Genomic DNA, 21,750 nt, shown 5'->3' on the forward strand with positions numbered 1-21,750 from the left:
GTGAATGCTGAATTGTCGACAGGAATTTTGAAGCGTTCGCCTCTCGGTGTACCATCCCATCAAAACGTAAATTCAATATTAACCCGGAAAAACAGATGACCTCGCGTGTGATTGCTCTGGATTTAGACGGTACCTTACTGACGCCGCAAAAAACCCTTCTCCCCTCTTCTCTGGAAGCGCTTAAACGCGCGCAGGAAGCGGGATATCAACTCCTTATCGTAACGGGTCGACATCACGTTGCCATTCACCCTTTTTATCAGGCACTGGCGTTAGATACACCTGCAATTTGTTGTAATGGCACTTATTTGTATGATTATCAGGCAAAAAAGGTTTTAGAATCCGACCCGCTGCCGGTTCCCCAGGCGCTGCAACTGATTGATCTGCTGGATGAGCATGCCGTTCACGGCCTGATGTATGTGGATAACGCAATGGTCTACGAGCGCCCTACCGGCCACGTGGTGCGCACCAGCAACTGGGCGTTGTCCCTGCCTGAAGCGCAGCGTCCCGTCTTTACCCAGGTTTCCTCCCTGCGTCAGGCGGCCCAGGACGTTGAGGCTATCTGGAAATTCGCCCTGACGGATGAAGACACCACCAAGCTGAATGCCTTCGCGAAACACGTGGAACAGACGCTGGGTCTGGAGTGTGAATGGTCCTGGCACGATCAGGTGGATATTGCCCGCAAAGGCAACAGCAAAGGCAAACGCCTGACGCAGTATGTGGAATCAAAAGGCTGGTCGATGCAGGACGCGATCGCCTTCGGCGACAACTACAACGACATAAGCATGCTGGAAGCCGCCGGTACCGGCGTGGCGATGGGCAATGCCGACGACGCGGTAAAAGCGCACGCCAACGTGGTGATTGGCGACAACACCACCGACAGCATCGCGCAGTACATTTACACTCACCTGCTGTAATCAGGCGGTGATCGAGACGCTCTTAATTTGCGCGTAAAGCCACAGTCCGGGTTTGATCCCTAACTCATCCCTGGCCCACGGGCTGATGCGCGCCCAGAGCGTCCTGCTGCCGACCTCGAGCTTCACTTCCACCTGCCCGTTATCATCAAAACATTCCGCCACTTTGGCGCGCAGGATATTTCGAATACTGGTTTGCAGCGGCGGCTGCAGCACCAGCGAGACGTCAGATGCCTGAATACGAATACGCAGCGCGGACTGTAACGGCTTGTCGATCTTATTGACCCAAAGATGCTGGTCACCCAACGCCAGGGCGGTCATCGCGTAGTGCGGATGGTGTTCCAGCACGCTCACCTTCAGGATGCTGCTCTGCTGCTCCCTGGGTAACCACGGATGCATGACGCTGCTGCCCCACACCTCTTCCAGGTTGCCAAACGCCTTAACGCTGCCCTCTTCCAGCACCAGCACCTTGTCGGCCAGATGGAGGATTTCGTCCAGCGAATGGCTGACGTAGAGCATCGGAATATTAATTTCCCGCGTCAGGCGCTGCAGGTAGGGCAGGAGCTCACGTTTACGCGGAATATCGAGCGAGGCCAGCGGTTCGTCGAGCAGCAGCAGTTCGGGTGCGGTCAGCAACGCGCGGCCAATGGCCACGCGCTGTTTTTCTCCACCGGAGAGTGAGGATGGCAGCCTGTCGAGCAATGGCTCAATACCTAAAAGCGTCACCAGCTTATCAAACTGCCCGGCCATGCTTTTCGCCATGCCGTAACGCAGGTTGCCGCGCACGCTGTAGTGCGGGAACAGGCGTGCATCCTGGAAAACATAGCCGATGCGGCGTTTATCCGGCGAGAGGTAAACCTTATTCTCCACGTCATTCAGGACGCGGTCATTCAGAACAATCCGGCCAGACTGCGGGCGGGTCAGGCCGCTGATGGCATTAATCAGCGACGTTTTTCCCGCCCCCGACACGCCAAAGATGGCGGTGATTCCGCTTGCAGGCAGCGTCTCGTTAAGCGTCAGGGTATGGTTTCCCAGCGTCTGGGTAAAATGGAGTTGCAGCATGCTTATTTCCCCATCCGCTCGCGGCTGAGCCGCGCCAGCCATTCAGACACCATCAGCGATGCCAGCGCCAGCACAATTGAAATAATACACAGCCGCGCCGCCGCGCCTTCACCGCCCGGCGTTTGAATCAGGGTATACATTGCCGACGGAATCGTCCGCGTCTCGCCGGGTATGTTCGACACAAAGGTGATCGTCGCGCCAAACTCGCCGAGCGAGCGGGCGAAGGCCAGCACCGTGCCGACAATAATGCCCGGCAGCGTCAGCGGAAGCGTGATGGTGAAAAAGACGCGCCAGCGCCCGGCGCCCAGCGTGCGGGCCGCCTGTTCAAGCTTCATGTCCACGCCTTCCAGCGCGAGACGTATCGCCCGCACCATCAGTGGGAATGACATCACCGCCGCAGCCAGTACCGCACCGCGCCAGCTAAAAGCGAACGTCAGCCCAAACCAGTCGTAGAGCTTCTCGCCGATAAAACCGCGTCGCCCCATCGAAATCAGCAGCAGGTAACCGACCACTACGGGCGGCAACACGAGCGGAAGATGAAGCACGCTGTCGAGCAGCGTTTTGCCGGGAAACTGACAGCGAACCAGTAGCCAGGCAAAGAAGATCCCAAAGGGCAAACTCAGCGCAACCGCCAGGGAAGAGACTTTAAGGCTCAGCAGAACAGCCTGCCATTCAGGATCGGTCAATATCATCAGTGAGTCGTAAATCCGTAACGTTTAAAGATAGCGGACGCTTCAGGCCCCTTCAGATAATCGCGGAAAGCCGTCACGGTCGCATTTTTATGTCCATCAACAATCGCAACAGGATATTCCACTTTCTTGTGGGAGTCTTCCGGGAACGTTGCCACCACTTTCACTCCCTTACTGGCTACGGCATCAGAGCCATACACAATGCCCAGCGGGGCTTCGTTGCGTTCCACCAGCGCCAGCGCGCCACGCACGTCTTCGGCCGGGGCCAGCTTCGGCGACAACGTCTCCCATGCGCCCAGCTTTTGCAGCGCTTCTTTGGCATAAATCCCGGCCGGAACGTGCGCCGGGTCGCCCACCGCCAGACGGCCACCGTTCAGCAGGCTCGTCCAGTTGGTCTGTTTGTTGATAGTGATGTCCGCCTGCGCGCTGCCTTTTGGCGCCACGACAACCAGGCTATTCCCCAGCAGCGTTTCGCGGGTTGTCGCATCAATCGATTTCTTCTCCGCCGCGTAATCCATCCACTTCTGATCCGCCGAGATGAACAGATCCGCCGGTGCGCCCGCTTCTATCTGGCGCGCCAGCGTCGAGGAAGAGGCAAAAGAGGAGACCACCTCGACGTTTTTCTCTTTTTTATACGCCGCCGCAATATCCTGCAGCGCGTTAGTCAGCGACGCCGCCGCAAAGACCGTGATTTTACCCTCGTCCGCCAGCGCGTGTCCGGTAAGGGAAAGCGTCAATGTTGCCCCTGCAAAAAGGCGTACCCATGAACGTGCCATCTGTAACTCCTGTGAGTAGCGTTATATACACATTAATATAACGATAACGTCAGGGAGATCCCAGCGTTTAATCGTACCGCTGAATGGGTAAACCGGTGTGATGCGTTAAATTATATCGGCGAAAACGGGAAAATCTTGAGAGCAAAACGCCCGGACAAGCCGGGCGTTTTGAGGGGAATCAATGCTGCTTTTTAGCCTGGTCTCTGTGACCAATGTTCGAAAAGACGTTGAACACTTCACCCAGGCCGTAGATGGCACCGAGGATGATGGCCATCACTACTGGTACCATGATCACGGCGAATACCAGACTTTTCAACAACTCTAACATGGTTTTCTCCAGATATTGTGAATGACTCATTCTACCCTGAATAGTGAGAAAAACATCCCCTTTTGTGCGGTACCCTTTGCGCCCTGCACCATTTGGGTCACAATACTCTTTTTGCCAGGACACTGTTATGCAGGCCGAAATTCTCCTCACTCTACGACTTCAGCAAAAGCTTTTCGCCGATCCGCGACGTATCGCCCTGCTTAAACAAATAGAACAAACGGGCTCGATTAGCCAGGGGGCGAAAAACGCGGGAATCAGCTATAAAAGCGCCTGGGACGCCATCAACGAGATGAACACCCTGAGCGAACACCCGCTGGTGGACAGAGCCACGGGCGGCAAAGGCGGCGGCGGTGCGATCGTGACGCGTTATGGCCAGCGCCTTATTCAGCTTTACGATCTGCTGGCGCAGATCCAGCAAAAAGCGTTTGATGTGTTGAGCGATGACGATAACGTTCCGCTGGACAGTCTGCTGGCCGCCATTTCCCGCTTCTCTTTACAAACCAGCGCCCGTAACCAGTGGTTTGGTACGGTGACGGCGCGCGACAATCTGCAGATACAGCAGCATATTGAGATCCTGCTTGCCGATGGCACCACCCGTCTGAAGGCCGCCATAACGGCGCAAAGCGCGGAACGTCTTGAACTGAATGAAGGTAAAGAGGTGCTGGTGCTGCTGAAAGCGCCGTGGGTCACTATCACGCGCGATCCCGACGCGGCAATCGGAGCAGATAACCAGCTGCAGGGCACCATCAGCCTCATCAAACGCGGTGAAGCGCAGTGCGAAGTGCTGATGACCCTGGCAGATGGGCAGCCGCTTTGCGCGACCGTACCGCTCAGCGAGTCGGACAACTTAGAAGAAGGTGCTGCCGTCACCGCGTATTTCAACGCGGACCGGGTGATTATCGCCACTTTGTGCTGAGCACATTGACAATCGTACCGACAGTGCGTATCCCTGATATCTGGTGCTGCAAAAACAGGGATAAACCATGTCATCATTGCATATTTCGCAAGGCACGTTTCGTCTTAGCGATACCCGAACGCTGACAATTGCTGATTTGACGCTACGCGCGGGTGAAAGCTGGGCGTTTGTCGGCACAAACGGCAGCGGTAAATCCGCGCTGGCCCGCGCGCTGGCCGGAGAGCTCAACCTCCTCAAGGGCGAATACCAGAGCGACTTTACGCGCCTGACGCGCCTGTCGTTTGAACAACTGCAAAAGCTGGTCAGCGACGAGTGGCAGCGCAACAACACCGATTTGCTCAGCCCAGGCGAAGAAGATACCGGCCGTACGACCGCGGAAATTATTCAGGATGAAGTGAAGGATCCCGCCCGCTGCCGGCGCCTGGCAGAACGGTTCGGTATCACCCCTCTGCTGGACCGGCGCTTTAAATACCTTTCTACCGGCGAGACGCGAAAAACGCTGCTTTGTCAGGCGCTGATGAGCCAACCTGAACTGCTTATTCTGGACGAACCGTTCGACGGTCTTGACGTGCAGTCCCGGGCGCAGCTGGCGTCCCTGCTAGCATCTCTTAATCAGCAGGGATATACCCTCGTGCTGGTGCTTAACCGCTTCGATGAAATTCCGGACTTTATCCAGCACGCGGGCGTCCTGGCCGACTGTAACCTGACCGAAACCGGAGAAAAAACAGCGCTGCTCAAGCAGGCGCTGATTGCCCAGCTCGCGCACAGTGAACAACTCGACGGAATTACCCTTCCGGAACCTGACGCTCCTTCGGCCCGCCATGCGCTCGATCCCCACCAGCCGCGCATCGTGCTGCGGGATGGCGTGGTCTCTTATGACGATCGCCCGATCCTTAACCGCCTCAGCTGGACGGTCAATCCGGGCGAGCACTGGCAGATTGTCGGCCCCAACGGCGCGGGAAAATCGACGCTGCTGAGCCTGATCACCGGCGATCATCCGCAGGGCTACAGCAACGACCTCACGCTGTTTGGTCGGCGTCGCGGCAGCGGAGAAACCATCTGGGATATCAAAAAGCATATCGGCTACGTCAGCAGCAGCCTGCATCTGGATTACCGGGTCAGTACCACGGTACGCAACGTGATCCTCTCCGGGTATTTTGATTCCATCGGAATTTATCAGGCGGTGTCGGACAAACAACATAAGCTCGCCCAGCAGTGGCTGGACATTCTGGGCATGGATAACCGGGTGGCTGACGCGCCGTTTCATAGTCTTTCGTGGGGGCAGCAGCGTCTGGCCCTGATCGTTCGCGCGCTGGTGAAACACCCTACGCTGCTGATCCTCGACGAACCGCTGCAGGGACTCGACCCGTTGAACCGCCAGCTTATCCGCCGCTTTGTGGACGTGCTGATTAGCGAAGGTGAAACGCAGCTGCTTTTCGTTTCACATCATGCCGAAGATGCCCCCGCCTGCATCACGCATCGCCTGGAGTTTGTTCCGGACGGTGAGGGTTATCGCTACCTTCTCAGCAACGTTGATTAACCGCGGAGGGCTCTGCCCTCCTCTTTTTCAGATAACTTGCATCAATACATCGCTATCTCTTTGATCTAGAATGCTCTCAGTCATGAAAAAAATGAGTGTGAAAACGAGTGTAAACGATTCCACTATTTTATCCCATGTCACACTTTTCGCGTCTCTGTTATGCTATGGTTATTACATACCATAAGCCCAATGGAGCGAAATATGCGAGTTCTGGTAACAGGTGGTAGCGGTTACATAGGTAGCCATACCTGCGTGCAGCTGCTGCAAAACGGCCATGACGTCATCATTCTCGACAACCTGTGCAACAGTAAGCGCAGCGTGCTGCCTGTGATTGAACGTCTTGGCGGTAAACAACCGACTTTTGTGGAAGGCGACATCCGCAACGAAGCGCTGATGACCGAGATCCTTCACGACCACGCCATAGAAGCGGTGATCCACTTCGCGGGTCTGAAAGCGGTCGGTGAATCCGTTGCGAAGCCGCTCGAGTATTACGACAACAACGTCAACGGCACTCTGCGTCTCATCTCCGCCATGCGCGCGGCGAACGTCAAAAACTTCATCTTTAGCTCCTCCGCCACCGTCTACGGCGATCAGCCGAAAATTCCTTACGTTGAAAGCTTCCCGACCGGTACCCCGCAAAGCCCGTACGGCAAAAGCAAGCTGATGGTGGAGCAGATCCTGACCGACCTGCAAAAAGCCCAGCCGGAGTGGAGCATCGCGCTGCTGCGCTACTTCAACCCGGTCGGCGCGCATCCGTCTGGCGATATGGGTGAAGATCCCCAGGGCATCCCAAACAACCTGATGCCGTATATCGCCCAGGTTGCCGTTGGCCGTCGCGACTCGCTGGCGATTTTTGGCAATGACTATCCGACCGAAGACGGCACCGGCGTGCGCGACTACATCCACGTAATGGATCTGGCCGACGGTCACGTTGCGGCCATGCAGCAGCTGGCTGACAAACCGGGCGTGCATATTTACAACCTCGGCGCCGGAGTCGGCAGCAGCGTGCTGGACGTGGTTAACGCCTTCAGCAAAGCCTGCGGCAAGCCGGTGAACTACCACTTCGCACCGCGTCGCGAGGGCGATCTGCCTGCTTACTGGGCCGATGCCACCAAAGCCGACAAAGAGCTTAACTGGCGTGTGACGCGCACGCTTGATGAAATGGCACAGGATACCTGGCACTGGCAGTCACGCCACCCGCAAGGCTATCCGGACTAAGGATCCGTCATGACGCAATTTAATCCCGTCGATCATCCGCATCGTCGTTTTAACCCGTTGAGCGGGCAATGGATTTTAGTTTCTCCGCATCGCGCTAAGCGCCCCTGGCAAGGTGCGCAGGAGACGCCTGCAAAACAGACCCTGCCGCAGCACGACCCGGACTGCTTCCTCTGTCCAGGCAACACGCGCGTTACCGGGGATAAAAACCCGGACTACAAAGGCACCTTCGTGTTCACAAACGATTTTGCCGCCCTGATGACCGACACGCCGGACGCGCCTGAAAGCCACGATCCGCTGATGCGCTGCGAAAGCGCGCGCGGAACCAGCCGCGTGATCTGCTTCTCGCCCGATCACAGCAAGACGCTGCCGGAGCTGAGCGTGGACGCGCTGAAAGAGGTCGTCAGCACCTGGCAGGCGCAAACCGCAGAGCTGGGGCAGAGCTATCCGTGGGTGCAGGTGTTCGAAAACAAAGGCGCGGCCATGGGCTGCTCGAATCCCCATCCGCACGGCCAGGTCTGGGCGAACAGCTTCCTGCCTAACGAAGCCGAGCGTGAAGACCGTCTGCAGAAAGCGTATTACGCGGAAAACGGCTCGCCGATGCTGGTGGATTACGCGCAGCGTGAACAGGCCGACGGCAGCCGTACCGTGGTGGAAACCGAACACTGGCTGGCCGTCGTGCCTTACTGGGCCGCGTGGCCGTTTGAGACGCTGCTGCTGCCGAAAGCACATGTTCTGCGTATTACCGATCTCAGCGACGCGCAGCGCGACGACCTTGCCCTGGCGCTGAAAAAGCTGACCAGCCGTTACGACAATCTGTTCCAGTGCTCCTTCCCGTACTCCATGGGCTGGCACGGCGCGCCGTTCAACGGGGAAGAGAATCAGCACTGGCAATTGCATGCCCATTTCTATCCGCCGCTGCTGCGCTCTGCGACGGTACGTAAATTTATGGTGGGCTACGAAATGCTGGCAGAAACCCAGCGTGACCTGACGGCGGAACAGGCGGCAGAACGTCTGCGTGCCGTTAGCGACGTCCACTATCGCGAATCAGGAGTCTAAAAAATGAGTCTGAAAGATAAAACACAATCCCTGTTTGCTGAGAAATTTGGCTACCCTGCCACCCACGTTATCCAGGCGCCAGGCCGCGTTAACCTGATCGGTGAACACACCGACTATAACGATGGTTTCGTGCTGCCGTGCGCCATCGATTACCAGACCGTTATCAGCTGTGCGAAACGCGACGACCGTAAAGTCCGCGTGATTGCGGCTGATTACGGTAATGAGACGGACGAATTTTCCCTCGATGCCCCAATTGTGACACACGACAGCCAGCAGTGGTCTAACTACGTGCGCGGGGTGGTGAAACACCTTCAGAAGCGCAACAAGAACTTTGGCGGCGCCGATTTAGTTATCAGCGGCAACGTGCCGCAGGGTGCGGGCTTAAGCTCCTCTGCGTCGCTGGAAGTCGCCGTCGGCACCGTATTCCAGCAGCTTTACCATCTGCCGCTGGACGGCGCGCAAATCGCCCTGAATGGTCAGGAAGCAGAAAACCAGTTCGTGGGCTGTAACTGCGGCATTATGGACCAGCTGATCTCCGCGCTCGGCAAAAAAGAGCATGCCCTGTTGATTGATTGCCGCTCGCTGGGTACCAAAGCCGTTCCCCTGCCAAAAGGCGCGGCTGTCGTCATCATTAACAGCAACTTTAAGCGCACGCTGGTGGGCAGCGAATACAACACCCGCCGCCAGCAGTGCGAAACCGGCGCCCGCTTCTTCCAGCAGCCTGCCCTGCGCGACGTGACGCTCAATGAATTTAACAAAGTGGCGCACGAGCTGGATCCGGTCGTCGCCAAACGCGTTCGTCACGTGCTGACGGAAAATGCCCGTACCGTTGAAGCCGCGTCCGCGCTGGCGAAAGGTGACCTGAAACGCATGGGTGAGCTGATGGCGGAATCTCACGCCTCCATGCGCGAAGATTTTGAAATCACCGTTCCGCAGATCGACACCCTGGTGGACATCGTTAAAGCCACCATTGGCGACAAAGGCGGCGTGCGCATGACGGGCGGCGGTTTTGGCGGCTGCATCGTTGCGCTGGTGCCAGAAGAGCTGGTTCCTGCCGTACAGGATGCCGTGGCGAAGCAGTACGAAGCCAAAACAGGCATCAAAGAAACCTTCTATGTTTGTAAAGCATCACAAGGAGCCGGACAGTGCTAAACGAAACACCTACACTCGCACCGGATGGTCTGCCGTATCGCCTGTTAACCCTGCGCAACAGCGCGGGAATGGTCGTTACGCTGATGGACTGGGGTGCTACCCTTCTTTCTGCCCGCGTACCGATGCCGGACGGCAGCGTGCGCGAAACCCTGCTCGGCTGCGCCTCGCCTGAGCAGTATGTCAATCAGTCCGCCTATCTGGGCGCGTCCGTTGGGCGCTATGCTAACCGCATCGCGAAGAGCCGTTTTGAACTCAACGGCGAGCAGTACACCCTGCTTCCTAGCCAGGGTGAGAACCAGCTGCACGGCGGGCCGGATGGGTTTGATAAACGCCGCTGGAAGATTGTTCGTCAAAACGACGGTGAAGTGCTGTTCTCACTGGATTCGCCTGATGGCGATCAGGGCTTCCCGGGGAACCTTAACGCGTCCGCGCGCTTTACGCTGACCGATGACAACCGTATCGCCATTGAATACCGCGCGAAGGTCGACAGGCCGTGTCCGGTCAACCTGACCAATCACGCGTACTTTAATCTGGATGGTAGCCAGTGCGACGTGCGTGAGCACAAGCTGCAGATCCTGGCGGATGCGTATCTGCCGGTTGACGAGATGGGCATTCCATATCAGGGCCTCAAAGACGTGAGCGGCACCAGCTTTGACTTCCGCAGCGCGAAAACCATCGCCCGGGATTTCCTGAGCGATGACGATCAGCGTAAGGTGAAAGGCTACGATCACGCTTTCCTGCTGCAGGCCAAAGGTGATGTGACGCAGCCTGCCGCGCAGGTCTGGTCTGCGGATGACAAGCTGCAGATGACGGTTTATACCACTGCCCCAGCCCTGCAGTTTTACTCAGGCAACTACCTCGGCGGCACGACGGCGCGCGAACACGATGAGTACAGCGACTGGCAAGGCCTGGCGCTGGAGAGCGAGTTCCTGCCGGACAGCCCGAACCATCCGGAATGGCCGCAGCCAGGCTGCGTGCTGCACCCGGGTGAAGAGTACGTGAGCGTGACGGAATACCATTTTATTCCACATTAATATTCAGCCCTCCCTCCGGAGGGCTTTTTTCTGCACGCCTTGCTGAAAATAGCGCCGATCGCAGACAAAATCATAACCCTGGATTCACAAGCATCTTACACTCAGAGACTATTTTCGCTATGGTTAGGGTTAAGCGTTGCTGCTGGCACGGCCACGGCAATATAATGAGAATTGTTATCATTCTAAAAATGCTTGAGGAGTAAGAGATGGCTATTACTAAGCTGGTCCTGGTGCGTCACGGCGAAAGCCAGTGGAACAACGAAAACCGCTTTACCGGTTGGTACGACGTTGATCTGTCCGAGAAAGGCGTAAGCGAAGCAAAAGCAGCAGGTAAACTGCTGAAGGAAGAAGGCTTCAGCTTTGATTTTGCTTACACCTCTGTGCTGAAACGTGCCATCCACACCCTGTGGAACGTGCTGGACGAACTGGATCAGGCCTGGCTGCCGGTTGAGAAGTCCTGGAAATTGAACGAACGTCACTACGGTGCGCTGCAGGGCCTGAACAAAGCGGAAACCGCTGAGAAATATGGCGACGAGCAGGTTAAACAGTGGCGTCGCGGCTTCGCAATCACCCCGCCAGAGCTGACCAAAGATGACGAGCGCTACCCGGGCCACGACCCACGTTACGCGAAGCTGACCGACGCTGAGCTGCCAACCACCGAGAGCCTGGCGCTGACCATCGACCGCGTTGTGCCTTACTGGAACGAAACCATTCTGCCACGCCTGAAGAGCGGCGAGCGCGTGATCATCGCGGCTCACGGTAACTCTCTGCGTGCGCTGGTGAAATACCTGGACAACATGGGAGAAGACGAAATCCTCGAACTGAACATCCCAACCGGCGTACCGCTGGTGTATGAGTTCGACGAAAACTTCAAGCCAATCAAACACTACTATCTGGGTAACGCAGAAGAGATCGCGGCGAAAGCAGCGGCTGTTGCGAACCAGGGTAAAGCGAAGTAATTTTCGCCAGACATAAAAAAAGCGCGGAGCCTTCCGCGCTTTTTTATTTGTGCCTGAGAATTCAGCCGCGGCGCGCTTTTACCGCATTTGCCAGCTGGCGCAGGATGGCGTCGGTATCGTCCCAGCCGATGCAGGCATCGGTCACGCTTTTGCCGTACACCAGCGGCTCGCTGCCTTCCAGGTTCTGGTTACCTTCAACCAGATGGCTTTCGATCATCACCCCAATCACCGCCTTCTCACCGCCGGCAATCTGCTGGCAGACGTCTGCACCCACTTCCATCTGCTTTTTAAACTGCTTGCTGGAGTTGGCATGGCTGAAATCGATCATCACCTGCGGCGGCAGTCCGGCTTTTTCCAGCCCGACTTTCACTTCTGCCACGTGTTTCGCGCTGTAGTTCGGCTCTTTACCGCCGCGCAGAATGATGTGGCAGTCACCGTTCCCGCTGGTGTTAACGATGGCGGAGTGACCCCATTTGGTCACGGACAGGAAGCAGTGCGGCGCACCAGCGGCGTTGATAGCATCAATAGCCACCTTAATGGTGCCGTCAGTGCCATTTTTGAAACCAACCGGGCAAGAAAGACCCGACGCCAGCTCGCGGTGGACCTGAGATTCAGTCGTGCGCGCACCAATTGCGCCCCAGCTCATCAGGTCCGCAAGGTATTGTGGCGTAATCATGTCCAGGAATTCACCGGCCGCAGGCAGGCCGCTGTCGTTGATCTCAAGCAGCAGCTTGCGCGCAATGCGCAGGCCGTCGTTGATCTGGAAGCTGTTATCCATGTGCGGATCGTTAATCAACCCTTTCCAGCCAACGGTGGTGCGCGGTTTTTCAAAATAGACGCGCATGACGATTTCCAGCTCATCCTTTAGCTCTTCACGGAGGGTGAGCAGACGGGCGGCGTATTCTTTCGCGGCAGCCGGATCGTGAATGGAGCACGGACCAATCACCACCAGAAGACGATCGTCATTACCTTTCAGGATCTTATGGATCGCTTTACGAGCATGAGAAACCGTGTTTGCGGCATTTTCAGTGGCGGGGAATTTCTCAAGGAGCGCTACAGGAGGTAATAACTCATTGATCTCTTTAATGCGTAAATCGTCGTTCTGATAATTCATCTTCGTTCCAGCTCTGCCATATCTTTAGTAATGAAAGCAATCCTTTCAATCTATCTTGTCGACCAGGAAGTGTAAACACGGTTTTACACTTCACGCAGATAATTCCTGGAATTCGCCTAAAAATCGCCACAAAATAGCGAAAAACGAGATCTAACCTAAGCTTTTTAACTGTAACAACCAATTTTTACACGCTTAAACGCGATTCCCTACTGACGTAAGTCCGTAAGGCGGGATCTTTCGCCTCTGAAAAAGATGCACTGTTGGAGAATGTTATCCAGCGTAACGACAAGAACAGGAGCACCATGATGAAAATGACAAAACTGGCAACTCTCTTCCTGACCGCTACACTCACTCTGGCCAGCGGCAGCGTCCTGGCTGCGGAAACGGGCACCTCAGACAGCAACGGTGACGCCAATGCGGCTGCGGCAGCAGGTCAGCCTGCGCCTGATGCGAAACAGAATATCGCCCCGAATAATGTCGACAACAGCCAGATCAATACCGGCAACACCCACACCGGCGGCACCATGCTGCATCCAGACGGTAGCGGTTCCGGCACTATGAACCATGACAATATGAGTTCAGATGAAGTCCATAAGAACTCAATGTGCAAGGACGGCAAATGCCCGGACCCTAACGACAAAGTGGGTAACGACGCCAATACCAAAACCGATGGCACCACCCAATAATTTCTTATGAACCCTCAGAAAAAGGAGAGCTCAGGCTCTCCTTTCTTTTTGGAGTAACCTATTAAAAACGCTACACTAAAAACAATAACACATCAGGAAAGCAGACATGGCGCACTCCCATTCACACTCGCACTCATCCGGCAACGACAACGCTAAACGACTGATGCTGGCCTTTGGCGTCACAGCAACGTTTATGGTTATCGAGGTCATTGGCGGCCTGATTTCCGGCTCTCTGGCACTTCTGGCTGATGCCGGACACATGCTGACCGATGCAGCCGCCCTGCTCTTCGCCCTGATGGCCGTGCAGTTTGCGCGTCGTCCTCCAAATGCGCGCCATACCTTCGGCTGGCTGAGACTGACCACACTGGCCGCGTTTGTTAACGCTATTGCACTGGTAGTCATTACCATTCTTATCGTCTGGGAGGCAATACAGCGCTTCAGACACCCGCAGCCGATCGCCGGGGCAACCATGATGGTGATTGCCGTAGCAGGGCTGCTGGCGAATATTCTGGCCTTCTGGATTTTGCACCGCGGCAGCGGGGAGAAGAACCTGAACGTACGCGCTGCGGCTCTGCATGTTATGGGTGATTTGCTCGGCTCAGTCGGGGCGATTGTCGCCGCGCTGGTGATCCTCTACACCGGCTGGACGCCTGTCGATCCGATTCTGTCCGTTCTTGTGTCGTGTCTGGTCTTGCGCAGCGCCTGGCGGCTGCTGAAGGAGAGCGTGAATGAACTGCTTGAAGGGGCGCCAGCTTCCATGGATATCGACGAGCTGAAGCGCAACCTGCGCCGTTCAGTCCCGGAAGTACGCAACGTTCATCATGTTCACGTCTGGCTGGTGGGAGAGAAACCGGTCATGACGCTGCACGTCCAGGTGATCCCCCCTCACGACCACGATGCGCTGCTCGATCGCATCCAGCACTTCCTGGAACATCACTACGACATTAGCCATGCCACCGTTCAGATGGAGTATCAGCCCTGTAGCGGAACGGACTGCCACCTTAACGAGGCGCAGTCCGGCCATTCACATCATCATGACCACTAGCCGGAAAGCGCGTGAGAGCCTCGCTCGCGCGCGCTGTTAATCCACATCCGGCTGCCGTTCAGCGCGATGAAGGTCAGCAGCAGATATTCCAGCGACATCGCATAGACACCCTGCAGGGCGAAGATCGCCACGCTGATCACGTTGATGATGACCCACAACAGCCAGTTCTCAACGTATTTACGGGTCATCAGAATCATCGCCGCAATCGACAGCACCATCATGCAGGAATCCCAAAACGGGAAGGCATCCGGCTGGAGTTCAGGCATCGTCACGTTCAGGCCGATGCCGGACATGGCCGAAACGGCAACGCGGGTCAGGAACGCAAAAACCGGGTTGATGTAAACGGTCATTAAGCCAATGGCCACCACGCAGGCGACGAACCAGGCGATGGCTTTCGGCAGGGGCAGCCAGCGGATCTGCAGCTCGGCCTCCTGCTGGCTGTTCTGACGCGACCAGGCATACCACCCGTAAATATTGGCGGCAAAGAAGAACAGCTGCAAAAGCAGGCTGGCGTACAGCTGGATCTGGAAGAAGATAATCGCAAACAGCGTGACGTTAATCAGCCCAAACGCGTAATTGCTTATCTTCTCCAGGCTTGCCAGCCAGATACAGAGTAATCCCGCCAGCGTGCCAACGGCCTCAATCCATGACAGGTCATAGCCACCTGTACCAATCGGTATATGAACCAGAATGTTATGTGTGCTAAAAAAATCCATCTTTTCCCCGGGGCGTTTTGAATTAAGTACGTAGTGTAGCCGCAAAATCCAGCATACGGTTAAGCGGAATTAACGCGCCTTCACGCAGGGCGGCATCCACATGGATTTCATGCGCCGCACCACCGGTTTCTAACCCCTCGGCAATCGCTTTCAGGCCGTTCATCGCCATCCACGGACAATGCGCACAGCTGCGACACGTTGCGCCCTCGCCTGCCGTTGGCGCTTCAAGAAGCTCTTTCTCCGGTACGGCCTGCTGCATCTTGTAGAAGATACCGCGATCGGTCGCCACGATAAGCTGCTTGTGAGGCAACGTTCTGGCAGCGTTGATAAGCTGGCTGGTGGAACCCACTGCATCCGCCATGTCGACGATCGACTGCGGAGATTCAGGGTGAACAAGAATGGCTGCGTCAGGATAAAGCGCCTTCATGCGCGCCAGCGCCTGGGTCTTGAACTCGTCATGAACGATACAGGCGCCCTGCCAGCAGAGAACATCAGCACCCGTCTGCTTCTGGACATAATTGCCGAGATGGCGATCGGGCGCCCAGATAATTTTCTCGCCCAGGCTATCCAGATGTTCAATCAGTTCAACGGCGATACTCGATGTGACCACCCAGTCTGCACGCGCTTTTACGGCCGCAGAGGTGTTAGCGTAGACCACCACAGTCCGGTCAGGATGGGCATCACAGAAGGCCGTGAATTCGTCAATCGGACAGCCCAGATCCAGGGAACACTCCGCGTTAAGCGTGGGCATCAGAATGGTTTTTTCCGGGCTCAGGATCTTTGCCGTTTCGCCCATAAAACGCACGCCGGCAACCAGCAGCGTTGAAGCGGGATGTCGTGCACCGAAGCGCGCCATCTCCAGTGAGTCAGAAATGCAGCCCCCGGTATCTTCAGCCAGCTGCTGTATTTCCGGGTCGGTGTAGTAATGTGCCACCATTACCGCATCGCGCTCTTTGAGAAGACGTTTGATCTTCTCGCGGTAGAACTGCTTTTCGTCCTGGCTCAGCGGGACAGGCTTTGGCGGAAACGGATAGATTGCGGCTTCAGGATCAAACATCACACTCATTATGGCTTCTCGTTTTACGGGCTTAACAATATTGCCTTTCATTTTCCTGACATAGCAAAACGCGTGGCAATTGTGTTTTGTATACTAAACAAGATAGCGAATCTGGAGTGAAAAGTCACCGGAAATAGGTGCTGATAGCATTTGTCGGGTGGCGGCTTCGCCTTACCTGACCAACAAAACAGACAGATAGCAAAAAGGCGCCTTTAGGGCGCCTTTCTACACTGGTGGGTCGTGCAGGATTCGAACCTGCGACCAATTGATTAAAAGTCAACTGCTCTACCAACTGAGCTAACGACCCCTTGCGGGATGTACTGCAAATTTATTCAGGCTGGTGGGTCGTGCAGGATTCGAACCTGCGACCAATTGATTAAAAGTCAACTGCTCTACCAACTGAGCTAACGACCCATTCGGGTGTTGCCTGAATTATCACTCGGCACCAATAAAATTGGTGGGTCGTGCAGGATTCGAACCTGCGACCAATTGATTAAAAGTCAACTGCTCTACCAACTGAGCTAACGACCCGAGTGGTGGGTGATGACGGGCTCGAACCGCCGACCCCCTCCGTGTAAAGGAGATGCTCTACCAACTGAGCTAATCACCCACTCTGTACTGCCGGAACTGCGTTAAGTGGTGGGTCGTGCAGGATGACTCGGCTTCGCCTCGCCCTACGGGCCGTTGCTGACGCAACGTTATCCTTCACGTTTTACTACTACTTCCACCTGACTTAGTGGTGGGTCGTGCAGGATTCGAACCTGCGACCAATTGATTAAAAGTCAACTGCTCTACCAACTGAGCTAACGACCCACTTTTATGCTGTTTTCACGTTGTTTGATATCCCGTGGCAACGGCGGCATATATTACTGATTTAAGAATTCTGCGCAACAAAAATTTCGATGAAGATCACTTAACTGCTTAGTAATCATGCTGCACGACCAGAAATAACGCGATTTCTGGTCATGCGATAATCATCCCATCGAATTCAGACGTTTTTGCGCCTGCTTAGCACCTTCGGTGCCCGGGAATTTAGAGACCACCTGCTGATAAACCGCTTTGGCTTTCGCAGTGTCGCCTTTGTCCTGCATGATGACGCCCACTTTGTACATCGCATCAGGCGCTTTTGGCGATTTTGGGTAGTTTTTTACCACGGAGGCAAAATAAAACGCCGCATCGTCCTTTTTACCCTTGTTGTAATTCAACTGACCGAGCCAGTAATTGGCATTTGGCTGATAAGTGGAATCAGGGTATTTCTTAACAAAGTTCTGAAACGCAGCAATCGCGTCATCCTGACGAGATTGATCCTGCACCAGGGCAATAGCCGCATTGTAGTCAGTATTCGCGTCACCGCTCTGTACAGGCGCGCCTGTTGAGGCTGAAGCATCAGCAGATGGCGCTGGCGCAGACGTCGCGGCACCGCTCTGATCGCCTGCGGCTGGCTGTGCTGCTGCACCACCGCTGCTCAGGCTATCTATCTGCAACAAGATTTGCTTCTGACGTTCCACAACCTGGTTAAGCTGATACTGGCTTTCCTGAATCTGACCGCGGAGAGAGTCAATATCATTCTGGTTATCGGAAAGTTGTTGCTGGAGTTGGGTTAAAAGCTGGCTATGAGCGTTAGAAATACGCTCGAGTTGAGTGACCCGGTCTTCTACCGAGCCTGAGCCGACACTACTGATTGGTGCCTGAGCAAAAGCGGCCCAGGGGGCCGCTATTCCAACCAGTAACGACAGACTCAACAGATGATGTCTGAAGTTACTGCTCATGCAATTCTCTTAGTAAACCAGTACGGCACGACGGTTTTTGGAGTAAGCCGCTTCGTCGTGACCCAGTACTGCAGGTTTTTCTTTACCGTAAGAAACGATGGAGATCTGGTCAGCAGAAACGCCTTTACCCTGCAGGTACATTTTAACAGCGTTAGCACGACGTTCACCCAGGGAGATGTTGTACTCTGGGGTACCACGTTCGTCCGCGTGACCTTCTACGGTGACTTTGTAAGATGGGTTGCTACGCAGGAAGTTAGCGTGCGCATCCAGCATCGCAGCGAAGTCAGAACGGATGTCGTATTTATCCAGATCGAAGTAAACGATGTTGTTCTGCTGCAGCTGCTGCATCTGAAGACGCGCTTGCTCTTCAGAAGACATGTTGCCATTGCCGTTCGCGTCCATACCGGTGCCGGCACCCATCATGCCTTCGCCGCTCTGGTCATTGCTGGCGTTCTTGTTAGAAGAACACGCTGCGATTGCCATTACAGGCAGAGCGATCATCAGCCCCTTCAGCACTTTGTTCAGTTGCATTTCTATGATTCCTTTAGTAATCAATTAATTATTATTTACAGATACGGCGACCAGGCAGGTGATTTTACCTGTCCATCAGTTGCCGGAATACGCGCTTTGAAACGCCCATCTGTAGAAACCAGATTCAGCACAGATCCCATCCCCTGAGAAGAGCTGTAGATTACCATCGTGCCGTTAGGTGCCAGACTTGGCGTTTCATCCAGGAACGTTGACGACAGAACTTGAACGCCACCCGCTACCAGATCTTGTTTGGCAATGTGCTGCTGCCCACCGTTGGAGCTCACCATTACCATAAATTTACCGTCGCTGCTCACGTCTGAGTTCTGGTTCTGCGAACCTTCCCAGGTAATACGCTGCGGAGCACCGCCGTTGATGTTGACTTTGTAGATTTGTGGACGGCCGGCCTGGTCAGAAGTAAACGCCAGGTTTTGGCTGTCCGGGAACCATGAAGGTTCAGTGTTGTTGCTGCGACCGTCGGTAACCTGACGGATCTGACCAGAGCCAATATCCATCACGTACAGGTTCAGGCTACCGGTTTTTGACAGCGCAAAGGCCAGTTTAGAGCCGTCCGGAGAGAACGAAGGCGCACCGTTGTGACGTGGGAACGACGCTACCTGACGAACAGCACCGTTTGCCAGCGTCTGGATAACCAGCGCTGAGCGGCCGCTTTCGAAGGTTACATAGGCCAGTTTAGAACCGTCCGGAGACCAGGCTGGAGACATCAGCGGCTGTGAAGAACGTTTCACCAGGAACTGGTTGTAGCCGTCGTAGTCAGATACGCGCAGTTCGTACGGGAACTGACCACCGTTGGTCTGCACCACGTACGCGATACGGGTACGGAACGCACCTTTAATGCCGGTCAGTTTTTCAAATACCGCATCGCTGGCAGCATGTGCAGCATAGCGCAGGTATTGCTTAGTGACCTTGTAAGAGTTCTGTGCCAGAACGGTACCCGGTGCACCGCCGGTATCCACCAGCTGCCAGGCAACGTTGTAAGAGCCGTCCGGGTTAGGCGTAACCTGACCCACAACCACGGCATCAATACCCAGCGCAGACCATGCTGCAGGCTGTACTTCCTGCGCGCTACCCGGCTGCTGAGGCAGACGAGAACGATCTAACGGGTTGAATTTACCGCTGTTACGCAGGTCAGCCGCCACGATGTCACCGGCATCTTCAGGCGCAGCGCCAGGACCTGCCCACTGGAACGGAACAACACCGATTGGGCGCGCCGAGTCCACCCCCTGGGTGATCTCGATACGTACTTCTGCGTGCAGTACTGCTGCCCACAGCATTAAAAAACTAAATGCTACACGTAATGCCTGCTTCATCATATCTCCCTTATCCGGGTAACCTTACCCACGATAATTTAGCAGAATGTTAACAAACTCAAATAGACAAAACTACCAGAACCCTGTGACTAAACCTGGTCTATTTTTCCCCGTTTGCACGGGGAAAATGTAACTTAAGGTTTGAAGTCCAGCGGCGCATTTTTGAAGACTTCGTAAACAGCCTGAGACGGCGGTTTAGGCATCTTCGCCTGACGCGCTGCAGCCAGGGCCGCAGTACATAAAGCCGGGTCGCCACCTTCAGACTTGATATCCAGCAGCATGCCGTCCGGAGCCAGTTTTATACGCAACGTACACGTTTTACCGGTATAGGAAGACGCATCATAGAATCGGCTTTCAATAGCGGATTTAATCTGCGCGGCATAACCGTTGATTTCAGCCCCTGTCGCACCGTTACTCTTAGTGTTACCACTTCCCGTCGGCGCTGCGTTGTTTCCTTTCGCCCCACCGCCCGTTTTCGGTGCATTCTTACCTGAGCTCAAATCGCCCAGCAGATCGTCAACCCCTGCGGCAGCAGCGGCTTTTTCAGCGGCGGCAGCCTTTTTAGCTGCCGCTTTTTCAGCAGCAGCTTTCTTATCGGCAGCGGCCTTCTCAGCTGCAGCTTTTTTGTCCGCAGCGGCTTTTTCGGCGGCTGCAGCTTTTTCTGCCGCGGCTTTTTCTGCAGCCGCTTTCTCAGCAGCAGCCGCTTTCTTCGCGGCCTCGGCAGCAGCTTTCTTCTCTGCTTCCTGAGCGGCTTTCTTCGCGGCTTCCGCTTCGGCTTTCTTCTGAGCATCGGCAGCGGCTTTCTTCGCGGCTTCCGCTTCAGCTTTCTTCTGGGCATCAGCAGCGGCTTTCTTCGCGGCTTCCGCTTCAGCTTTCTTCTGAGCATCAGCAGCGGCTTTCTTCGCCGCTTCTGCCGCTAATTTTGCCTGGGCATCAGCCTGTGCTTTCGCGTCCGCTGCGGCTTTAGCTGCCGCCTCTTCCGCCTGCTTTTGCTGTTCCTGTGCTTTCTTCGCGGCCTCTTCGGCTTGTTTCTGCTGCTCTGCCTGCGCTTTCGCGGCTTCCTGCGCCTGCAAACGTTCCTTCTCGAGCTGCTTCAGACGCTCCTGCTCTGCGGCCTGCTTTTCACGCAGTTCTTCCGCCTGCTGTTGCGCCTGTTTTTCACGCTGCTCTTCAGCCCGTTTGGCACTCGCCTTCTGCTGTTGTTCGCGATTATAGTTCTGTACTACCGCACCGGGATCCACCATCACGGCGTCAATGGAAGAGCCTCCACCGCCGCCGGCTGATGCATCAATATGCTCGTCGAACGAACTCCAGATCAGCGCTGCAAAGAGAATCACGTGCAGCACTGCGGAGACGATTATCGCTCGCTTAAGCTTGTCGTTCTGTTCGGTTGCCTTTGACACTATCGGTTCCCAAAAACTACGCGGATGATCAAATAGGTTGGGTCATTAAGCCAACTGACTTAACACCCGCACTATGTAGCAAGTTCAGCGCTTTAATAATTTCATCGTAGGGTACGTCTTTTGCGCCACCGATTAAGAAGACCGTTTTCGGATTTGACTCCAGACGACGCTGCGCTTCAGCAATAACCTGCTCAGGCGGCAGCTGATCCATACGATCTTTCTCTACTACGACGCTGTATTGCCCTACGCCGGAAACCTCAATGATAACCGGAGGATCGTCATTGGTGCTCACCGCCTGTGATTCTGTCGCATCCGGCAGATCCACTTCCACGCTCTGGGTAATGATTGGCGCTGTTGCCATGAAGATCAGCAGCAGTACCAGCAGGACATCCAGCAGTGGAACGATATTGATTTCGGACTTGAGCTCGCGACGACCTCGTCCACGCGATCTGGCCATGGT

22 protein-coding genes and 5 tRNA genes are annotated in these 21,750 nt (G+C 55.3%); 10 read left to right on the forward strand and 17 right to left on the reverse strand.

The annotated features are described in order from the left end of the window. Positions 1-95: 95 nt before the first annotated feature. Positions 96-914, forward strand: a complete 819-nt coding sequence (locus AC4IBF_RS15225) for a pyridoxal phosphatase (protein ID WP_149366186.1) — start codon at positions 96-98, stop codon at positions 912-914. Here AC4IBF_RS15225 and modC read toward each other — a convergent pair whose 3' ends face one another. The 4 genes from modC to AC4IBF_RS15245 all read right to left on the reverse strand — a co-directional run bounded on the left by modC (position 915) and on the right by AC4IBF_RS15245 (position 3,766). Next, positions 915-1,973 (reverse strand): molybdenum ABC transporter ATP-binding protein ModC, encoded by a 1,059-nt coding sequence (gene modC / locus AC4IBF_RS15230; protein WP_288460361.1) that lies wholly within the window; start codon positions 1,971-1,973, stop codon positions 915-917. Positions 1,974-1,975: 2 nt separating this feature from the next. Next, a complete protein-coding gene (gene modB, locus AC4IBF_RS15235) occupies positions 1,976-2,665 on the reverse strand; it encodes a molybdate ABC transporter permease subunit (protein ID WP_032641645.1) in 690 nt (229 codons plus the stop codon). Next, a complete protein-coding gene (modA, locus tag AC4IBF_RS15240) occupies positions 2,665-3,438 on the reverse strand; it encodes a molybdate ABC transporter substrate-binding protein (protein WP_111963802.1) in 774 nt (257 codons plus the stop codon). Before modA ends, modB begins: the two co-directional genes overlap by 1 nt. A gap of 178 nt (positions 3,439-3,616) precedes the next feature. Next, positions 3,617-3,766, reverse strand: a complete 150-nt coding sequence (locus AC4IBF_RS15245) for an AcrZ family multidrug efflux pump-associated protein (RefSeq protein ID WP_008501118.1) — start codon at positions 3,764-3,766, stop codon at positions 3,617-3,619. A 127-nt stretch (positions 3,767-3,893) separates the two neighbouring features. Between AC4IBF_RS15245 and modE the strand changes: the two genes are divergently transcribed. The 7 genes from modE to gpmA all read left to right on the forward strand — a co-directional run bounded on the left by modE (position 3,894) and on the right by gpmA (position 11,641). Beyond that, a complete protein-coding gene (modE, locus tag AC4IBF_RS15250; protein ID WP_136195365.1) occupies positions 3,894-4,682 on the forward strand; it encodes a molybdenum-dependent transcriptional regulator in 789 nt (262 codons plus the stop codon). Between the two features lie 67 nt (positions 4,683-4,749). Then, positions 4,750-6,222 (forward strand): molybdate ABC transporter ATP-binding protein ModF, encoded by a 1,473-nt coding sequence (gene modF, locus AC4IBF_RS15255; RefSeq protein WP_133294011.1) that lies wholly within the window; start codon positions 4,750-4,752, stop codon positions 6,220-6,222. A gap of 201 nt (positions 6,223-6,423) precedes the next feature. Next, positions 6,424-7,440, forward strand: a complete 1,017-nt coding sequence (gene galE, locus AC4IBF_RS15260) for a UDP-glucose 4-epimerase GalE (RefSeq protein WP_048026980.1) — start codon at positions 6,424-6,426, stop codon at positions 7,438-7,440. 9 nt (positions 7,441-7,449) lie between these two features. Beyond that, positions 7,450-8,496 (forward strand): galactose-1-phosphate uridylyltransferase, encoded by a 1,047-nt coding sequence (gene galT / locus AC4IBF_RS15265; protein WP_111963799.1) that lies wholly within the window; start codon positions 7,450-7,452, stop codon positions 8,494-8,496. Positions 8,497-8,499: 3 nt separating this feature from the next. Further along, entirely contained in the window at positions 8,500-9,648 is a 1,149-nt protein-coding gene (gene galK, locus AC4IBF_RS15270) for a galactokinase (RefSeq protein ID WP_252092654.1), read from the forward strand. Continuing rightward, entirely contained in the window at positions 9,642-10,682 is a 1,041-nt protein-coding gene (galM, locus tag AC4IBF_RS15275; RefSeq protein ID WP_491462941.1) for a galactose-1-epimerase, read from the forward strand. The genes galK and galM overlap by 7 nt, the downstream gene beginning before the upstream one ends. A 206-nt stretch (positions 10,683-10,888) precedes the next feature. After that, complete coding sequence (gene gpmA, locus AC4IBF_RS15280; RefSeq protein WP_023310804.1) at positions 10,889-11,641, forward strand: 2,3-diphosphoglycerate-dependent phosphoglycerate mutase; 753 nt, start codon at positions 10,889-10,891, stop codon at positions 11,639-11,641. Positions 11,642-11,702: 61 nt separating this feature from the next. Here gpmA and aroG read toward each other — a convergent pair whose 3' ends face one another. Further along, positions 11,703-12,755, reverse strand: coding sequence for a 3-deoxy-7-phosphoheptulonate synthase AroG (aroG, locus tag AC4IBF_RS15285; RefSeq protein ID WP_008501110.1), 1,053 nt, complete (start codon positions 12,753-12,755; stop codon positions 11,703-11,705). A 305-nt stretch (positions 12,756-13,060) separates the two neighbouring features. On the opposite strand from aroG, the gene AC4IBF_RS15290 reads away from it, so the two are divergent. Together AC4IBF_RS15290 and zitB are read left to right on the forward strand one after the other, a co-directional pair. After that, the gene (locus AC4IBF_RS15290) at positions 13,061-13,441 is read left to right on the forward strand and encodes a protein YbgS (protein ID WP_136195396.1); all 381 of its coding nucleotides are present in this window, start codon (positions 13,061-13,063) and stop codon (positions 13,439-13,441) included. Between the two features lie 106 nt (positions 13,442-13,547). Beyond that, the gene (gene zitB / locus AC4IBF_RS15295; protein ID WP_133294006.1) at positions 13,548-14,486 is read left to right on the forward strand and encodes a CDF family zinc transporter ZitB; all 939 of its coding nucleotides are present in this window, start codon (positions 13,548-13,550) and stop codon (positions 14,484-14,486) included. On the opposite strand, the gene pnuC is transcribed toward zitB, so the two are convergent. The 12 genes from pnuC to tolR form a co-directional block, all read right to left on the reverse strand. Next, positions 14,483-15,202, reverse strand: coding sequence for a nicotinamide riboside transporter PnuC (pnuC, locus tag AC4IBF_RS15300; RefSeq protein WP_149366179.1), 720 nt, complete (start codon positions 15,200-15,202; stop codon positions 14,483-14,485). The two genes, zitB and pnuC, sit on opposite strands and share 4 nt — an antisense overlap. Before the next feature lie 22 nt (positions 15,203-15,224). After that, positions 15,225-16,268: a quinolinate synthase NadA gene (gene nadA, locus AC4IBF_RS15305; RefSeq protein ID WP_249575693.1), complete on the reverse strand. Its 1,044-nt coding sequence runs from the start codon at positions 16,266-16,268 to the stop codon at positions 15,225-15,227. Positions 16,269-16,490: 222 nt separating this feature from the next. Next, positions 16,491-16,566 (reverse strand) — tRNA-Lys (locus tag AC4IBF_RS15310). A 31-nt stretch (positions 16,567-16,597) separates the two neighbouring features. Then, a tRNA-Lys gene (locus AC4IBF_RS15315) sits at positions 16,598-16,673 on the reverse strand. A gap of 41 nt (positions 16,674-16,714) precedes the next feature. Then, positions 16,715-16,790, reverse strand: a tRNA-Lys gene (locus AC4IBF_RS15320). Between the two features lie 3 nt (positions 16,791-16,793). After that, positions 16,794-16,869, reverse strand: a tRNA-Val gene (locus AC4IBF_RS15325). Positions 16,870-16,996: 127 nt separating this feature from the next. After that, a tRNA-Lys gene (locus tag AC4IBF_RS15330) sits at positions 16,997-17,072 on the reverse strand. Positions 17,073-17,233: 161 nt separating this feature from the next. Next, the gene (gene cpoB / locus AC4IBF_RS15335) at positions 17,234-18,028 is read right to left on the reverse strand and encodes a cell division protein CpoB (RefSeq protein ID WP_109846278.1); all 795 of its coding nucleotides are present in this window, start codon (positions 18,026-18,028) and stop codon (positions 17,234-17,236) included. Positions 18,029-18,037: 9 nt separating this feature from the next. Continuing rightward, the gene (pal, locus tag AC4IBF_RS15340; RefSeq protein ID WP_003858578.1) at positions 18,038-18,559 is read right to left on the reverse strand and encodes a peptidoglycan-associated lipoprotein Pal; all 522 of its coding nucleotides are present in this window, start codon (positions 18,557-18,559) and stop codon (positions 18,038-18,040) included. 35 nt (positions 18,560-18,594) lie between these two features. After that, positions 18,595-19,887, reverse strand: a complete 1,293-nt coding sequence (tolB, locus tag AC4IBF_RS15345; RefSeq protein ID WP_325813926.1) for a Tol-Pal system beta propeller repeat protein TolB — start codon at positions 19,885-19,887, stop codon at positions 18,595-18,597. A gap of 134 nt (positions 19,888-20,021) precedes the next feature. Next, complete coding sequence (gene tolA, locus AC4IBF_RS15350) at positions 20,022-21,290, reverse strand: cell envelope integrity protein TolA (protein WP_111964367.1); 1,269 nt, start codon at positions 21,288-21,290, stop codon at positions 20,022-20,024. A 28-nt stretch (positions 21,291-21,318) separates the two neighbouring features. After that, the gene (gene tolR / locus AC4IBF_RS15355; protein ID WP_003858589.1) at positions 21,319-21,747 is read right to left on the reverse strand and encodes a colicin uptake protein TolR; all 429 of its coding nucleotides are present in this window, start codon (positions 21,745-21,747) and stop codon (positions 21,319-21,321) included. Positions 21,748-21,750 lie beyond the last annotated feature (3 nt).

Source organism: Enterobacter sp. Taxon_8 (assembly GCF_058354585.1).

Bases quoted from the DNA above. Each gene is read 5' to 3' on its own strand.
- galE (WP_048026980.1), top strand. From the start codon at position 6,424: ATGCGAGTTCTGGTAACAGGTGGTAGCGGTTACATAGGTAGCCATACC.
- aroG (WP_008501110.1), bottom strand. From the start codon at position 12,755: ATGAATTATCAGAACGACGATTTACGCATTAAAGAGATCAATGAGTTA.
- modC (WP_288460361.1), bottom strand. From the start codon at position 1,973: ATGCTGCAACTCCATTTTACCCAGACGCTGGGAAACCATACCCTGACG.
- modF (WP_133294011.1), top strand. From the start codon at position 4,750: ATGTCATCATTGCATATTTCGCAAGGCACGTTTCGTCTTAGCGATACC.
- pal (WP_003858578.1), bottom strand. From the start codon at position 18,559: ATGCAACTGAACAAAGTGCTGAAGGGGCTGATGATCGCTCTGCCTGTA.
- tolB (WP_325813926.1), bottom strand. From the start codon at position 19,887: ATGAAGCAGGCATTACGTGTAGCATTTAGTTTTTTAATGCTGTGGGCA.
- modA (WP_111963802.1), bottom strand. From the start codon at position 3,438: ATGGCACGTTCATGGGTACGCCTTTTTGCAGGGGCAACATTGACGCTT.
- galK (WP_252092654.1), top strand. From the start codon at position 8,500: ATGAGTCTGAAAGATAAAACACAATCCCTGTTTGCTGAGAAATTTGGC.
- cpoB (WP_109846278.1), bottom strand. From the start codon at position 18,028: ATGAGCAGTAACTTCAGACATCATCTGTTGAGTCTGTCGTTACTGGTT.
- modE (WP_136195365.1), top strand. From the start codon at position 3,894: ATGCAGGCCGAAATTCTCCTCACTCTACGACTTCAGCAAAAGCTTTTC.
- AC4IBF_RS15245 (WP_008501118.1), bottom strand. From the start codon at position 3,766: ATGTTAGAGTTGTTGAAAAGTCTGGTATTCGCCGTGATCATGGTACCA.
- zitB (WP_133294006.1), top strand. From the start codon at position 13,548: ATGGCGCACTCCCATTCACACTCGCACTCATCCGGCAACGACAACGCT.
- modB (WP_032641645.1), bottom strand. From the start codon at position 2,665: ATGATATTGACCGATCCTGAATGGCAGGCTGTTCTGCTGAGCCTTAAA.
- tolR (WP_003858589.1), bottom strand. From the start codon at position 21,747: ATGGCCAGATCGCGTGGACGAGGTCGTCGCGAGCTCAAGTCCGAAATC.
- AC4IBF_RS15225 (WP_149366186.1), top strand. From the start codon at position 96: ATGACCTCGCGTGTGATTGCTCTGGATTTAGACGGTACCTTACTGACG.
- galT (WP_111963799.1), top strand. From the start codon at position 7,450: ATGACGCAATTTAATCCCGTCGATCATCCGCATCGTCGTTTTAACCCG.
- pnuC (WP_149366179.1), bottom strand. From the start codon at position 15,202: ATGGATTTTTTTAGCACACATAACATTCTGGTTCATATACCGATTGGT.
- nadA (WP_249575693.1), bottom strand. From the start codon at position 16,268: ATGAGTGTGATGTTTGATCCTGAAGCCGCAATCTATCCGTTTCCGCCA.
- AC4IBF_RS15290 (WP_136195396.1), top strand. From the start codon at position 13,061: ATGAAAATGACAAAACTGGCAACTCTCTTCCTGACCGCTACACTCACT.
- gpmA (WP_023310804.1), top strand. From the start codon at position 10,889: ATGGCTATTACTAAGCTGGTCCTGGTGCGTCACGGCGAAAGCCAGTGG.